A 14,442-nucleotide genomic window follows, 5' to 3' on the forward strand; every position below is an offset into this window, starting at 1 on the left:
TTCACCTTATTTTAAAGTAATTAAATTCTTGCCTTGCATATCGGAAGGTACAGGAATATTCATCAAATGAAGTAATGTTGGTGCCACATCAGCCAATACACCACCCTCTGCAATCGTTGCTTGAGTTGGACCCACATAAATAAATGGCACCAATTCAGTGGTATGTTGGGTATGAACTTGTCCACTGTCGTAGTCTTGCATTTGCTCTACATTACCATGATCCGCTGTAATTAACATATGACCTTTGTTTGCCATTACTGCTTCATAGACACGACCTAAACACGTATCAACGGTTTCAACCGCTTTCACGGCTGCATCAAATACGCCAGTATGTCCGACCATGTCACCATTGGCGTAATTGACAACCAAAAGGTCAAACTCACCCGAATTAATAGCATTCACTAACTCATCAGTGACTTCATAGGCACTCATTTCTGGTTTTAGATCATAGGTCGCGACATTCGGAGAGGGAATCAAAATACGCTTCTCTCCCAGATATTCATCTTCACGACCACCGCTGAAGAAGAATGTCACATGTGCATATTTCTCTGTTTCAGCAATACGCAATTGGGTTTTGCCCAAACCAGATAAATATTCACCGATGGAATTTTTAAGCTCTTCTGGCATGTATGCAACTGGTGCATCAATACTTGCCTGATAGCGTGTTAGCATCACAAATTTAGATAAACTTGGAACGACTTTACGCGTAAACCCAGTAAAATCTTTCTCAACAAAGGCACGGGTGATTTCACGCGCACGATCAGCACGGAAGTTCATGAAAACCACACTATCGCCATCTTGGATTTTGGCAATTTCACCAATACGTGTTGCTTGAACAAACTCATCATTTTCTTCTGCTGCATAGGCTTGCTCTAAACCTTCTACAGCTGAGTTTACAACACGTACTGCCTCGCCTTCTGTCATTAAACGATAAGCGAGTTCAACACGATTCCAACGGTTATCGCGATCCATTGCAAAATAACGGCCAATCATCGAAACGATACGACCTTGATTTGGATACTGAGCAAATAAAGCATCGAATTTTTCTAATGAAGGCTTTGCGCTACGTGGAGGGGTATCACGACCATCAAGGAAAGCGTGTAGATATACTGTTGCGCCACGTTTTAATGCTAGCTCACACATCGCCACAATATGATCTTCATGCGAATGCACACCACCTTGTGACAACAACCCCATGACATGAACGGCACCATTTGCTGCTTTGGCTTTTTCAACCGCATCAACTAACACTTCATGCTCAAAAAAAGCACCTGTCCGAATATCTTTAGTAATCCGTGTAAAGTCCTGATATAAAACACGACCTGCACCTAAGTTCATATGACCAACTTCAGAGTTGCCCATTTGTCCATCAGGTAGGCCTACATCTTCACCAGAACCTGAAATCAAACTATTTGGATGCTTTGCTTTCATCGCAGTCAGATTTGGTGTTTTTGCTGCTAAATATGCATTATCCTCAACTGCTTCACGATGTCCTACACCATCCATAATTACAAGAACGTGAGGAATTTTGCCAGCATTTGCATCCGTCATAATGGACTCTCTGTTTGTCTATCATTTGATCGGCGTATTTTACCCAAATTTACTGTAATTCTCTATGGCGTTACTGATGGCTTTCATCAATCAAAAGCATCGGGAATCATCTTTATATTCAAGTTTGGGGCTGATCTTGATTAATTATTTTATTGAGCATCTGCGTGATGACGTGTTGGGTATAACTATGTGCCTGAGGCAAACTCGCCCCTTTGGGACCTGCGACATTTAAAGCAGTAATATTATTCTGATGGCAAAATAAATAGATCCGCTCTGCTGCTCGCTCAATCGAAATCTCATTTCCATCAATAAGCAAATATGCTTTGGACTGCTTGATACATTCTAATAACGTAAGCTCTGTACCACCTTTGGGATAAATATAATCGAAATAGATAATGACTGTTGCATCACTATCTCGAACATTCTGTTTGGTCCGCTTTCGATAGCCACTCTCTGCTAAAATAATTAAAGGATACTTGTCTGGAATCCTTCCATCTTCTGCCATTCGATCCTCGGGACACCAGCCACCACACGGCACCCCTAAATCTAATGCGGCATCTAAAGCATCTCTATCAACTCCGGTTTGTCCACCAGATATAATTTTAATGTGCATAGAAATCTAATTTTCTACCTTGCTCGATATAATAAATAGCTACCCATCATGAACATCAATACCACTGGTAATAATACGAACCAAGCAGGTGACGGTGCATAAACCAAGCTTGCATAACCTAAAAAGTCTTGTAAATAGAAGAACCCTAACCCAGTGAAAAGTGCGATAACCAAGCGAAAACCCATCGACTGCTGACGCAATGGACCAAAAATAAATGAACAGGCAATAAGAACCAACGTAATCAGTGCAAATGGAGACGTGACTTTTTTCCAAAAGGCTAACTCATAGGTCTTTGGAACTTGGCTATATTCTGATAAATACTGCATAAAACTAATCAATTGACTTGGTGATAAATCATCTGGGTCCAAAGTCACCATGTGTACATATTTAGGTTGTAAAGCCAATCCTAACGCTTGTTGCTCGTGATCCGTTTTAATCGCATTCCCTTGAGCAAGTAAATCAACCTGATGTGATTTCTCTAAAGTCCACTGACCATCTTTTAAAAATTGGCCTTTTTCAGCAGTGACAAAGGACTGCAATCGATAGTTCTGATCAAAATCAATCGCTTGAATATTACGTAATTGACCTTGGGAATTCGCATAATCAATATAGATAAAACGTTGGCCTTCACGTGACCAATAACCTTTTACCTCACCTAAAGCCGCTACGCTACGTTGTTTTTTAATGCTTTGTGCTTTTTCATTGGTATAAGGAATCACCCATTCACTCAATACAAAAGACAATACAATTAAAAGTAAAGCTGAGCGCATCACCCAACCCACTATACGCCACAGGCTGATACCAACCGAACGCATGACGATCAGTTCACTATTCGAAGCAAGAGCACCCAAACCTAAAACAGAGCCGATTAACGCTGCAACAGGTAAAATATCATACAAATAACTCGGTGCGCCCCATATCACATATAGGAAAGCTTGCCATGCGTTATAAGTTGGTTTCAGCGAACCTAATTCACCTAAGTAAGTGAATAATATTTGTAAAAAAGATAACACGAGCGTTGTGCCCAGCATTGCAAGAACTGTAGTTTTTGTCACATGTTTGGCGACTATTCGACGTGCTAACATTACAACCCCACTCGCTGAATACTTTTCTTAAGTTTTGGTGCTAACTTTTGTTTCCGTGCAAAAATTGCCGCCGCAATAGCATAAATCATTAATGCGACAGGATAAGCCCAGATGTCTAACTCACCTTTACTAATTCGTGTCTGAATTGCGATCATTAATACAATAAGACTAGCAAAAATAAATATAGATGGAATAAGACGATAATATCGACCTTGACGTGGACTTACTTCAGATAACGCAACCGCAAGCATCAATCCAACAATAATCACAAATGGACCAAAGATACGCCAACCAAGCTCGCTGCGAATAACAGGGTCATCACGTCTTTCCCATAGCTTAGACATCGATAAAGCTTCAACATCATCGCTTTCAAACTTAACGTCTTTATCATTCTCTAAACGTAAGCGATAAGATTGAAATTCTGCTTGGGTATAGCGCGGCTGATTCGGATAAATTTCGTAACGGCGACCTTGAACCAAATCAACGACATTCGCTGTATCATTTGCCATTTCGACACGTGTCGCTTCTTTGGCTAAAATCATGACATCTGGTTTATCTTCACGATCAGCTTTCTGATAATAAAAAATATCTTTTAAATTTTTGCGATCTTCAGAAAGTGAACCTGCGTAAATGGTATAAGGACCTGAAGAAATAAATTCTTTAGGTCGGACCAAATCAAACCCTGCTCGCACTGCTTGTGTTTGCATCAAGCTTTCGTAAGCACGAATTCCAGATGATGAACCCCAGAACATTAATATTGCTTGAACAATCAAAAAAACAAATGTCATCGGCAATAAAAGTTTAGCCAACTGATTACGGCTAACACCACTACCATTTAAAACTGCCATTTCATGGTCAACATATAGACGACCAAAAACCAGCATGAGTCCAATGAAGAAACCCAATGGCAAAATTAAAGTTAGAAACTCTGGCAAACGATAAGCAATGATACTCAGCAACACACTAGCGTCTAAACGACCCTGTGCAGCTCGCCCAAAAATCTTGATTAACTGCCCACCCATAATAATTAAAGTGAGCAAAGCAGTCACAACCAAAGAGGTGGAGACCACTTGTTTGACGAGATAACGCCGAATAATCAAAGTAATGCTTCCAAAAATAGACCAATCGAGGGGTAGTGCTAGTTTACCCGAATGTTAAAAATATAAAACCTATCGCTTGTTGCGGATTGCAACCTCATATCTGAAAGTGTTTAATGGACTTATCTTTCTTTTTCGCTGCTTAGGTTCTATACAAACAATGAAATTTACCCTTCATACCGCATTCCCAACACAGTCGTCTAGTGAATCTTTGTGGATTTTGGTTGATTCAGAACAATTACAACAGAACTTAAATAGTTATCAAATCAATCATCTAGAAGATGTTCTGAATGCTACACAATTCAAAGCTGGTTTTAATGAAAATATTGCCCTGATTACCAATATCGCTGTACAAGCCAATGCACATTTACTCGGTTTAGGCAAAAGTGCTGAATTGAAAGCGACAAAATTAGCAAAACTTGCACAAACGATTATCAAATCATCACAAAATAAATTTAGACAAATCACTGTAGATCTCAGCGCATTACCGACTGATTTACATTACCTCTTTGTCTTAGGTTTAACTCAAGCAGCCTATGCCTATGATGAGTTTAAATCAAAAAAAAATGAGTTCATCTTAGAAACCATTAATCTAGTTGCAAATGAAACTGTACTTGATGATGCTCAATTAAAGCTCGTCCACGCAGTTCAATCTGGACAAAATTACGCTCGAGATTTAGGCAATCGCCCAGGAAATATTTGCTTCCCTGAATACCTTGCAGATCAGGCGATTGCACTTGCAGCACAATACCCTGACCTATTAAAAGTCACTATCCTGAATGAACAGCAAATGGCTGATTTAGGGATGAATGCTTTTCTTGCTGTAAGTAAAGGCTCTGATCGACCAGGCAGAATTATTACACTTGAATATCACGCGAAAGCTGATCAAGCACCTATCGTACTTGTCGGTAAAGGCGTTACTTTTGATACAGGCGGTATTTCATTGAAACCAGGCTTAGGTATGGATGAAATGAAATTCGATATGTGTGGTGCTGCCTCTGTATTAGGTACTATGCAAGCACTTTGCGAAGCTCAACTCCCAATTCATGTTATCGGTGCGATCGCAGCAGCAGAAAATATGCCTTCAGGTCATGCAACACGCCCTGGAGATATTGTGACGACCATGAGTGGTCAAACTGTAGAAATTTTGAATACTGATGCAGAAGGTCGTTTGGTTCTATGTGACACCCTCACTTATATCAAACGTTTTAATCCTGCGCTTGTGATTGATATTGCGACACTTACAGGTGCATGTGTTGTTGCGCTGGGCAAAGTCGTCAGTGGGCTATTCTCTCCAGATGATGAACTTGTACAAGAATTACAACTTGCTGGTGAACAATCACTCGACCGTGTATGGCGTATGCCTGTGATGGAAGAATATCAAGAACTCCTTGATTCACCGTTTGCCGATATTGCCAATATTGGTGGTCCTTATGGTGGTGCAATAACCGCAGCATGTTTCCTTGAGCGTTTCACTCGTGATTATCGTTGGGCACATCTTGATGTGGCTGGTACAGCATGGTTATCTGGTGCAGCTAAAGGTGCAACTGGACGCCCAGTACCATTACTTATGCAGTTTTTAGCTAATCGTGTTGAAACGAATAACTAATCTATGGCACAAGTTAGTTTTTATTTGTTTGAAAACAGCATTGAGCGGCAAGTCGAAAGTGCTTGCCGTTTATGTCGAAAAATTCTGAATCAGCACCCACAGATTTGGTGGTATTGTGTTGATTCAAATTTACAAAATGAGTTGGATAACAAGCTATGGTGTTTTGATCCAAGTAGCTTTATTGCTCATGGAATTGATCAGTTGAATAGTCCAGTGTGTATTTCAGCTGACTTACCACCATCCAATGATTGGATTGTATTTAATTTTAACAATCATGCACTTGAACAAACTCAAGATTTTCGCCACATTATCGAAATTATTGAAAATAATGAAACGGCAAAACAGATCGGGCGAGAGAAATTTAAGATGTATCGTCGTTTAGGCATTGAGCCACGCACATTTAAATTATAAGTCTGTAAATCATAGCATCGTATAAGGAGTGTCGTGTGGCATTAAATGTAGGTCAAGATTTTAAAAAACGTTGGTTAAATACGCCTGAAACTGTACGTCAGACCTATCAGGAAGATTTAGCTCGTATCTGTGATCTACTGTTACCACAAACACAAATCCAAACATGGATACAACTCGAAGAAAAAGCTCAGCTACGCTCTCAACAACGCATTGATCAAGCTTATGCACATTTAAAGGCTGAGTTAATTGAACAAGCACGCGTTCGTAAACAATTGGCTTTGGAAAAAGCTCTGGCAGAAAAACGTGCTGCCCAAGCTGCTTATGCCGCGCAACTGCAAGCAGATGAGTTAAATCAGTTCGAACAACAAACGGAAAATCTTGTTGCCCTTCGACAACACATTGATCAAGAAATTGCACAACAAACTGAACGTTACCAAGCGAATCCTGAACAACCAAGTATTGATTATGCACAGGCTCAACGTGTTCGAATTGATGACCAACAAATCTTATCTGAACTCGAAAGTGTGCGTGTTCGCTTAGAACTAGAAGCAGAAAACTTAATAGAACAAGCTGTAACTGTATTCCGAGCAAAACTACATGCACTTGCCCAAGATGAAATTGATTACATTCTGAAAAATAGTAAGTTTTCAGATGAAAAATAATAAAAAAGCCCAGTTTGAACTGGGCCTTTTTATGTTTCATTTTTTATTTTAAGAAACCGTTTTCAGCCAAAAATGCCATACTGATGTTTGACTCAGTTTTTTGTTCCGCTGCTTTATCACCCAACAATAAGCGCTCGATATAGCGTGCCAGCACATCAACCTCTAAATTAACTTTTGTACCAACTTGCCATGTGCCAATATTGGTACGCTCAGCAGTATGAGGGATGAGATTCAAACTCAGAATATTGCCACGTAGATGGTTAATGGTCAGACTAATCCCATCGACAGTTACAGAACCTTTTTCAGCTAAATATTTTGCCAATTCAACAGGTGCTGTTACTTCAAAATATAATGAACGTGCGTCTTGTCGAACGACTGTAATTTCTCCAAGACCATCAACATGCCCACTCACAATATGTCCACCAAAACGTGTTGTTGGCAACATTGCTTTTTCGACATTGACGGATTGACCCACTTTCCATTGACCTAAAGTCGTTCGATTTAAGCTTTCACGAGACACATCTGCAGCATACCAATTGCTTCCCCACTCGATCACTGTGAGACAAATTCCATTAGTCGCAATTGAATCACCTAAATGCACATCAGACATATCCAAATCAGTTTGAATACGTAGACGTACATCACCGCCTACACTTTGTAAGCTCTCAACCTTACCTAAACTTTCAATAATGCCTGTAAACATGGGAGTTCTAACCTAATCTTATGCAATATATGCCATAGTGAATCGAATACCATAAAGCAAAGCCTTAGAGATAACAAGGGACTCCAAGTTCAAATACCTGCAATAAAAAAGGCGATCCATTGATCACCTTTTATTATTTTCAATCTTAAATTACTGCATTTCAGAGACACGTTTATTGGCTCTCTGTTTAAGCTCAATCGTATTATTTAACAAGAAATGGCTAAAAAATAATTTATAACCTAATACGCCTAAGCAAGCGCCAACAATTGGTGCAAAGATAGGCACAATAAAATAAGGAATATCACGACCGCCAGTAAAAGCAATTGAACCCCAGCCCGAAAAATAGGCCACAACTTTTGGACCAAAATCGCGTGCAGGATTCATAGCAAAGCCTGTTAATGGACCAAAAGAAGCTCCAATGACAGCAACTAATAAACCCACCAAAATTGGTGCTAAAGCACCACGTGGCAAACCATTATGATCATCCCCAATCGCCATGATGAGCCAAAGCAATAACATAGTGATAAACATTTCCACCATAAACGCCTGTCCAATAGACAATAAATGATGTGGATAGGTTGAGAAAATTCCAGCCAACTCCAAACTCTCTACACTCCCCCGTACCATATGGTGTGTTTGCTCATAATCCATAAATAGATTGCTATACAAACCATAGACCAATAATGCGCCTAAAGCAGCACCAGAAACTTGAGAAATAATATAGAAAGGAACTTTACGTTTATCAAAACCAGCAAACAGTGCTAATGCAATCGTAACGGCAGGATTGAGATGAGCTCCAGAAATACCTGCAGATAGATAAACAGCGAATGCTACAGCCAAGCCCCATACGAGGCTGATTTCCCATAGCCCTAAACTTGCTCCTGCAAGTTTAAGCGCAGCTACGACACCAATACCAAAAGATAAAAAAACTGCGGTAGCAAAAAATTCAGCTATACATTGCCCCAACAAGTTGGGTTCCGAGCGACTCATCACAACCTCTCTTGGTCAGTGCTGCGTATAGGCATGACCTGAAATAAAGCTCGGCAAAATATATTCATTTTCGAAAATGATCAATATTCTTCTGGTAGTTTTTCAACCAAATAGTAAAATATTTTTTGTAAATAAAAAAGATTAAGCCACGCAACAAGAATAGATAAGCAATTGTTTTTAATTAATTTAAAGGTAAATAGTTATTCAGAAAGACTTATTTAAATTCAATGAAAATTCATGTAAAAACAATCATTTATTTTATAAAATTATATGTATTAGCAAGAAAGTGAAAAAAATAGAAAATCGACACCACTTTATCCGAAAATGGTGTCTACTTGAATTTACCAAAGTGCAAGCTGAGTACTATTGCCTGTCGTATCAACACCACCCAGCTCAGCAAAATGATATAACTGCCCTAAAAGTTGTCGTAATGGAGGGCCAGACTTCGCATGTGTATCCGTAATCACAATAAATTCAAGAACACGTGCACGTTCTGATTGACGCTGTTTACTCACTCGATAACGCGGTACATCTTGAGTTAACAAAGTCACTTTGCCGCGTTTTAAATTAGCAGTAAGCAAATCTTTAGGCTCAATATTCCCATCAGTCGAATAACTAGTCAAAATATAGCGAGCATTAATTGTTTCCAATAACTTTTCATAAGCTTCTTTCGCATACTTAGAAGAGTTATAAGGACTTGGGCGCTCTTTACGCCATGCTCGATCAATTCCACTCTTAAAGCCTTTGGTATCAGGTGATGGTAAATCCACTTGATCCCATAAAGTCAGAGCATTTAAAACATGGTAGTTACTGCTGTAGGCATGCTGATTATAAGGTGGATCAAGATAGGCAACATCGACTTCGAAACCACTCATTTGGTTGGCTAAATGTTGTGCATCGACACACCACATTTCAGCCGCAGGTCGTTTGGGATCACCAATCTCACAGAAACGGCTCGGAGTAAGCCATATTAATGACTCGATTCGTTCTAGCGCCGTTTGAGTTCGACCACCCCAACCCTGATGAAAGCTCTTAAATACACCACTGGTATTACTAACAAAACTTGCCGAATATAAAAGTGGTGCCAATAGAGCACTCATTTCGACATCATTGATTGCACCTTGCGCTTGCCAAGTTGCGATCTGTTGACGAATTGCATCAATACGCATCCCATTACGGCGTTTGAAAAACAAACGGTCACGAGCAGGATCATACACATCATCATTACGTGGACAAAGATTATGTGTCACCCAGCCTTTGACTTCTGGCAATCGATTCAGATAATCAATCGCTTTTTGATAGCCACCTAACTCTTTAAATGTAGGTGCATCAACACAAGCCAAAATCGCATTGTTCAGTGCATGGCTATACGGTTCCCAGTCATTGGCAATCACGCGATAACCATTTTGACGTGCTAAACGTGAGACCACGCCACTCCCCGCAAAGAAATCAGCAAAAATCGGTGGATTCTTTTTCTTACTATTCAGTGTGCCCGTAATCTCAAGTGCTTCCAAAATGAGATGAAGCAGTCGACGCTTATTGCCTAAATAAGGTACTAGCTGATGAAAAAGATATTCGTCAGTCGTACGTGCTGCATGACGACGCTTGTGATAAACCGATGGTTCTGGATTCATATCATCTCTTGGATAGGGAGCAATCTTAGGCGAATATCTTGCCCAAGTTGGGTTACATCGACTAAATCAAAACGCAATTGTTCTGCCATTGTACTAAATTCAGCATTGAACATTGCACGGGCAGATTGACTAAGTAAAGTCGGTGCAACATAACTGATCATTTCATCAACTAAACCTTGCTGTAAAAAAGCCGTTGATAAAGTTGCGCCTGCCTCAACCAACACATCATAAATTTGATACTGTTGAGTTAAAGTTTGCAATAATTGACTTAAGGGTTGCGGCGCTAATTGTATCACGCCTAAATCAGCAAGTTCTTGACGAAATGGTGTCATCACCATCACTGTTTCAGGATTTTTCAAAATCTTAGCTGAAAGTGGTAACTGTCCTTGTCGGTCGAGTACAACTCGCTTAGGTTGAACCACCGAAGTAAGATCAACTCCCTCCAATTCACGTACATTCAGCTCACAATCATCTGCTAAAACGGTTTGAATCCCTGTAATCACAGCACCCGAAATTGCACGCCAATGTTGTACATCCTGTCTAGCGATTGCTCCAGTAATCCATTTTGATTCTCCTGAAGCCATTGCAGTACGTCCATCTAAACTTGATGCAATTTTCAAACGCACATACGGCGAACCCGTAGACATCGCTTTTAAAAAGCCCAAATTGAGCGTTTTCGCAGTTTCTACACAAATTCCTGTTTCAACTTCAATACCGGCTGCTTGTAAAATTTGAACGCCTTTTCCCGCAACTAATGGGTTTGGGTCTGAACAAGCGACCACGACTTTCTTCACCTGAGCTTTAACCAATGCTTCTGCACAAGGCGGCGTTCTACCATAATGTGCACATGGTTCCAAAGTCACGTAAGCTGTCGCGCCTTTAGCATGTTCGCCCGCTTGGCGAAGTGCAAAAACTTCTGCGTGAGGTTGACCCGCTTTAGGGTGATAGCCCTCTCCAATCAGCTGCCCATCTTTGACAATAACGCAACCCACATTAGGATTCGGCTTGGTTGAATATTGCCCTAGTCGAGCCAACTCAATTGCTTGCTGCATCCAATATTGATCTTGGGATAAATGAATTTGCGTGAACTCAGACATGATTTCTCTAACTTATGCTTCATTTTCACGTTGTTGCATTTGTTCAATCTGACGACGAAATGCTTCAACATCTTGGAAATCTTGATAAACAGAGGCAAAACGAACATAGGCTACATGATCAAGTGCAAATAAAGCCTGCATCACAATCTCACCAATTGTTCTAGACTTTACATCTCGCTCACCTAGACGTCGAATTTGTGATTGTATATCACTTAAAACCGTTTCAATTTGCTCTTGGGTTACTGGGCGTTTCTGTAAAGCATGCATCAATGAGCGGCGCAATTTTGCTTCATCAAATGGTTCACTTTTTGAATCAGATTTAATGACTCGCGGCATCACCATTTCATAACTTTCAAAGGTGGTAAACCGCTCACCACAAATCGTGCATTCTCGACGACGACGGATTTGACAACCCTCAGCCGCAAGGCGAGAGTCGATGACTTTACTATCAGCAGCGTTACAAAATGGACAATGCATAATTGTGCGATTATTTACTCACTTTGCTTAAGTGTAGCAAAGTTTCTGCAATTGCTGAACTAACACACGAAAAGCATAAAAAAACAGCCTTATTCGGCTGTTTTTTAAACTTCAAAGAATAATGAATTATTCGATACGTTCGCCATGTTGACTAAGGTCGAGACCCATGCGCTCATCATCAGCACTTACGCGGATACCAATCACAAGATCAATCACTTTAAGGATAATGAAAGTCACTACTGCGCTATATACCATCGTTGCGAGTACACCTTCAACTTGCACCCATAATTGACCTGCAAATGTTGGAGCAAGTGCAACGTTAGCAGCTTTAATGATTTCATCACTGTAGAACACACCAGTAAGAATCGCACCAACGATACCACCAACTGCGTGTAGACCGAAAGCATCCAATGCATCATCTGCTTTAAGCAGACGTTTAAGTGCTGTAATACCCCAGAAGCACACTACACCACCGATTAAGCCCATGATTAATGCACCACCCACACCAACGAAACCAGCAGCAGGAGTGATTACAACCAAACCAGCAACCGCACCTGATGCGCCACCAAGTACTGAAGCCTTACCACGAACTAGACGTTCAACAATCAACCAAGAGAATGCAGCAGCGGCAGCGGCAACTTGAGTTACAAGAATTGCCATACTTGCACGAGCGCCAGCACCTAAAGCACTACCACCGTTAAAGCCAAACCAACCTACCCAAATTAAGCTTGCGCCAATCACAGTGAGAGTAAGGTTGTGCGGTGCCATTGATTCGCGACCTAGACCAGCACGTTTACCCAACATGTACGCAGCCACTAAACCAGCTACACCTGCGTTGATATGTACAACTGTACCGCCTGCAAAATCTAAAGCACCAGCTTTGAATAACCAACCATCAGCAGCCCAAACCCAGTGAGTAATTGGTGCATAAACCAAGATTACCCAAACTGCAATAAACGCCATGAATGCTGAATATTTCATACGATCAGCAATCGAGCCACTAATAATTGCAACAGTGATGATGGCAAATGTCATTTGGAAAATAACAAACAAGCTTTCTGGAATAGTTCCACTTAAGGCATCAAATGCCACGCCATTTAGCATTGATTTGGCAAAGTCACCGACGTAGGCACCTGAACCAGAGAATGCAAGCGAATAACCAACGATAACCCAAATTAAGCTGACTAGAATTGCTGCAGAAAGGCTAAACATCATGGTGCTGAGTACGTTTTTCTTACGAACCATACCACCATAGAATAGAGCCAAACCAGGAATAGTCATCAACAGAACCAGTGCTGTTGAAACGAGAATCCAAGCTGTATCGCCTGTATCAACTTTTGCAACTGGTGCAGGAGCTGGAGCAGCTTCTACAGGAGCAGGAGCTTCTGCTGCTACAGTGACAGTTGATGCAGCCGCCGTATCAGACGCTGCTACAGTTTGTTCAGCAACGGGTGTTGATGCAGTATCTTCTGCCCAAACCATCGCTGAACCACCTAAGAGTGCGCCAGATAGACTGAGCGCCATAAGCATTTTTTTCATTCGTGTCCCCCAACCTTATTTTGTGAGCTATTTCTCTTAATTCTAACTCAGCAAACTTTGTGCCAATTTAGACAGCATCTGGTCCCGTTTCACCAGTACGAATACGGATGACTTGTTCCAAATTCGTGACAAAGATTTTACCGTCACCAATTTTTCCAGTGCTTGCGACACGAGTGATAGATTCAATAACCGCATCGACCATTTCATCGCTAATCGCAATTTCAATCTTTACTTTCGGTAAAAAATCAACGACATACTCTGCACCACGATACAGTTCAGTATGACCTTTTTGACGACCAAAACCTTTTACTTCAGTTACGGTAATCCCTTGAACACCAATATCAGAGAGTGCTTCACGCACATCATCGAGTTTGAATGGTTTTACAATTGCAGTTACAAGCTTCATGTGTGTTTTCCTTCGGCTTATTTTCACCAGTAAGGTTTTATGTTCAATTTTCATGCCAATATTTGAAGGTTGGGGATTTTCAAACCATCAGCAAGAGCTTTCTTTATAACCTATTTGGGCTTCAAGATGTAGATATTCAATCGAAAATAAGTTTCATTTGCTCCTGTTTAACCGAATTTAGACATCGGTGGCATCAATGCATTGAACAGGGCTATGGGATTACTACAAGCAATGGTACACTTGCCTACAAATACATATAACCTATTGAGCGCTTCATGATTGAAACTCTTTTACAAGCCATTCTTGAACAAGTTGACCAACCTAAAAAAGATTTAGAAAAAAATTTACGTGCTTTGCTCAATGAAAGCGTCGAAAAATTAGATTTAGTCTCTAAACAAGAGCTGGAACGCCAGAAAATAGCGCTAAATTTGGCAAAGCAACGCCTCGCTGCACTGCAACAGCAAATGAATGCACTAGAAGAGATGGTGCAGAAGCAAAAATAAGCACTAGTTTAGCGCAACAACCAATAAAAATGATTAAAAATAAAGCACCATGATGGAACAATAAT

General features: G+C 40.6%; 15 protein-coding genes. 4 read left to right on the forward strand and 11 right to left on the reverse strand.

The window, feature by feature from the left end; genetic code table 11:
- Positions 1 to 6: 6 nt before the first annotated feature.
- The 4 genes from gpmI to lptF form a co-directional block, all read right to left on the reverse strand.
- On the reverse strand, positions 7 to 1,551 hold the full coding sequence (gpmI, locus tag AC0JIQ_RS15215; RefSeq protein WP_004659428.1) for a 2,3-bisphosphoglycerate-independent phosphoglycerate mutase: 1,545 nt from the start codon (positions 1,549 to 1,551) through the stop codon (positions 7 to 9).
- 118 nt (positions 1,552 to 1,669) lie between these two features.
- Positions 1,670 to 2,164, reverse strand: a complete 495-nt coding sequence (locus AC0JIQ_RS15220; protein ID WP_474202123.1) for a putative molybdenum carrier protein — start codon at positions 2,162 to 2,164, stop codon at positions 1,670 to 1,672.
- A 14-nt stretch (positions 2,165 to 2,178) separates the two neighbouring features.
- Entirely contained in the window at positions 2,179 to 3,249 is a 1,071-nt protein-coding gene (gene lptG, locus AC0JIQ_RS15225; RefSeq protein ID WP_004659432.1) for an LPS export ABC transporter permease LptG, read from the reverse strand.
- Positions 3,249 to 4,349, reverse strand: coding sequence for an LPS export ABC transporter permease LptF (gene lptF / locus AC0JIQ_RS15230; protein ID WP_004659434.1), 1,101 nt, complete (start codon positions 4,347 to 4,349; stop codon positions 3,249 to 3,251). The genes lptG and lptF overlap by 1 nt, the downstream gene beginning before the upstream one ends.
- Positions 4,350 to 4,506: 157 nt before the next feature.
- Here lptF and AC0JIQ_RS15235 point away from each other — a divergent pair, with 157 nt between their 5' ends.
- The 3 genes from AC0JIQ_RS15235 to blhA are packed head-to-tail and all read left to right on the forward strand — an operon-like array spanning position 4,507 to position 7,028.
- On the forward strand, positions 4,507 to 5,955 hold the full coding sequence (locus AC0JIQ_RS15235; protein WP_474202124.1) for a leucyl aminopeptidase: 1,449 nt from the start codon (positions 4,507 to 4,509) through the stop codon (positions 5,953 to 5,955).
- A gap of 3 nt (positions 5,956 to 5,958) precedes the next feature.
- Entirely contained in the window at positions 5,959 to 6,366 is a 408-nt protein-coding gene (locus tag AC0JIQ_RS15240; protein ID WP_004659438.1) for a DNA polymerase III subunit chi, read from the forward strand.
- A 35-nt stretch (positions 6,367 to 6,401) separates the two neighbouring features.
- Positions 6,402 to 7,028, forward strand: a complete 627-nt coding sequence (gene blhA, locus AC0JIQ_RS15245) for a cell division protein BlhA (RefSeq protein ID WP_346511799.1) — start codon at positions 6,402 to 6,404, stop codon at positions 7,026 to 7,028.
- 43 nt (positions 7,029 to 7,071) lie between these two features.
- On the opposite strand, the gene AC0JIQ_RS15250 is transcribed toward blhA, so the two are convergent.
- The 7 genes from AC0JIQ_RS15250 to glnK form a co-directional block, all read right to left on the reverse strand.
- Positions 7,072 to 7,731 carry a riboflavin synthase gene (locus AC0JIQ_RS15250; RefSeq protein ID WP_004659440.1) on the reverse strand — a complete coding sequence of 220 codons (660 nt, stop codon included), beginning with the start codon at positions 7,729 to 7,731 and terminating at the stop codon, positions 7,072 to 7,074.
- 150 nt (positions 7,732 to 7,881) lie between these two features.
- Positions 7,882 to 8,721: an MIP/aquaporin family protein gene (locus tag AC0JIQ_RS15255; RefSeq protein WP_474202125.1), complete on the reverse strand. Its 840-nt coding sequence runs from the start codon at positions 8,719 to 8,721 to the stop codon at positions 7,882 to 7,884.
- 341 nt (positions 8,722 to 9,062) lie between these two features.
- Entirely contained in the window at positions 9,063 to 10,355 is a 1,293-nt protein-coding gene (locus AC0JIQ_RS15260; protein WP_474202126.1) for a DNA adenine methylase, read from the reverse strand.
- Entirely contained in the window at positions 10,352 to 11,452 is a 1,101-nt protein-coding gene (gene ribD, locus AC0JIQ_RS15265) for a bifunctional diaminohydroxyphosphoribosylaminopyrimidine deaminase/5-amino-6-(5-phosphoribosylamino)uracil reductase RibD (protein ID WP_474202127.1), read from the reverse strand. The genes AC0JIQ_RS15260 and ribD overlap by 4 nt, the downstream gene beginning before the upstream one ends.
- 12 nt (positions 11,453 to 11,464) lie before the next feature.
- Positions 11,465 to 11,929, reverse strand: a complete 465-nt coding sequence (nrdR, locus tag AC0JIQ_RS15270) for a transcriptional regulator NrdR (RefSeq protein WP_004659444.1) — start codon at positions 11,927 to 11,929, stop codon at positions 11,465 to 11,467.
- A gap of 126 nt (positions 11,930 to 12,055) precedes the next feature.
- Entirely contained in the window at positions 12,056 to 13,468 is a 1,413-nt protein-coding gene (locus AC0JIQ_RS15275) for an ammonium transporter (RefSeq protein WP_474202128.1), read from the reverse strand.
- A gap of 67 nt (positions 13,469 to 13,535) precedes the next feature.
- On the reverse strand, positions 13,536 to 13,874 hold the full coding sequence (gene glnK, locus AC0JIQ_RS15280) for a P-II family nitrogen regulator (RefSeq protein ID WP_000780326.1): 339 nt from the start codon (positions 13,872 to 13,874) through the stop codon (positions 13,536 to 13,538).
- 275 nt (positions 13,875 to 14,149) lie between these two features.
- Between glnK and AC0JIQ_RS15285 the strand changes: the two genes are divergently transcribed.
- Positions 14,150 to 14,377, forward strand: coding sequence for an accessory factor UbiK family protein (locus AC0JIQ_RS15285; protein ID WP_474202129.1), 228 nt, complete (start codon positions 14,150 to 14,152; stop codon positions 14,375 to 14,377).
- The last annotated feature ends 65 nt before the right edge of the window (positions 14,378 to 14,442 follow it).

This window comes from Acinetobacter sp. FB (assembly GCF_056033405.1).

Bases quoted from the DNA above. Each gene is read 5' to 3' on its own strand.
- gpmI (WP_004659428.1), bottom strand. From the start codon at position 1,551: ATGACGGATGCAAATGCTGGCAAAATTCCTCACGTTCTTGTAATTATG.
- AC0JIQ_RS15220 (WP_474202123.1), bottom strand. From the start codon at position 2,164: ATGCACATTAAAATTATATCTGGTGGACAAACCGGAGTTGATAGAGAT.
- lptG (WP_004659432.1), bottom strand. From the start codon at position 3,249: ATGTTAGCACGTCGAATAGTCGCCAAACATGTGACAAAAACTACAGTT.
- AC0JIQ_RS15235 (WP_474202124.1), top strand. From the start codon at position 4,507: ATGAAATTTACCCTTCATACCGCATTCCCAACACAGTCGTCTAGTGAA.
- AC0JIQ_RS15240 (WP_004659438.1), top strand. From the start codon at position 5,959: ATGGCACAAGTTAGTTTTTATTTGTTTGAAAACAGCATTGAGCGGCAA.
- AC0JIQ_RS15250 (WP_004659440.1), bottom strand. From the start codon at position 7,731: ATGTTTACAGGCATTATTGAAAGTTTAGGTAAGGTTGAGAGCTTACAA.
- AC0JIQ_RS15255 (WP_474202125.1), bottom strand. From the start codon at position 8,721: ATGAGTCGCTCGGAACCCAACTTGTTGGGGCAATGTATAGCTGAATTT.
- AC0JIQ_RS15260 (WP_474202126.1), bottom strand. From the start codon at position 10,355: ATGAATCCAGAACCATCGGTTTATCACAAGCGTCGTCATGCAGCACGT.
- ribD (WP_474202127.1), bottom strand. From the start codon at position 11,452: ATGTCTGAGTTCACGCAAATTCATTTATCCCAAGATCAATATTGGATG.
- nrdR (WP_004659444.1), bottom strand. From the start codon at position 11,929: ATGCATTGTCCATTTTGTAACGCTGCTGATAGTAAAGTCATCGACTCT.
- AC0JIQ_RS15275 (WP_474202128.1), bottom strand. From the start codon at position 13,468: ATGAAAAAAATGCTTATGGCGCTCAGTCTATCTGGCGCACTCTTAGGT.
- glnK (WP_000780326.1), bottom strand. From the start codon at position 13,874: ATGAAGCTTGTAACTGCAATTGTAAAACCATTCAAACTCGATGATGTG.
- AC0JIQ_RS15285 (WP_474202129.1), top strand. From the start codon at position 14,150: ATGATTGAAACTCTTTTACAAGCCATTCTTGAACAAGTTGACCAACCT.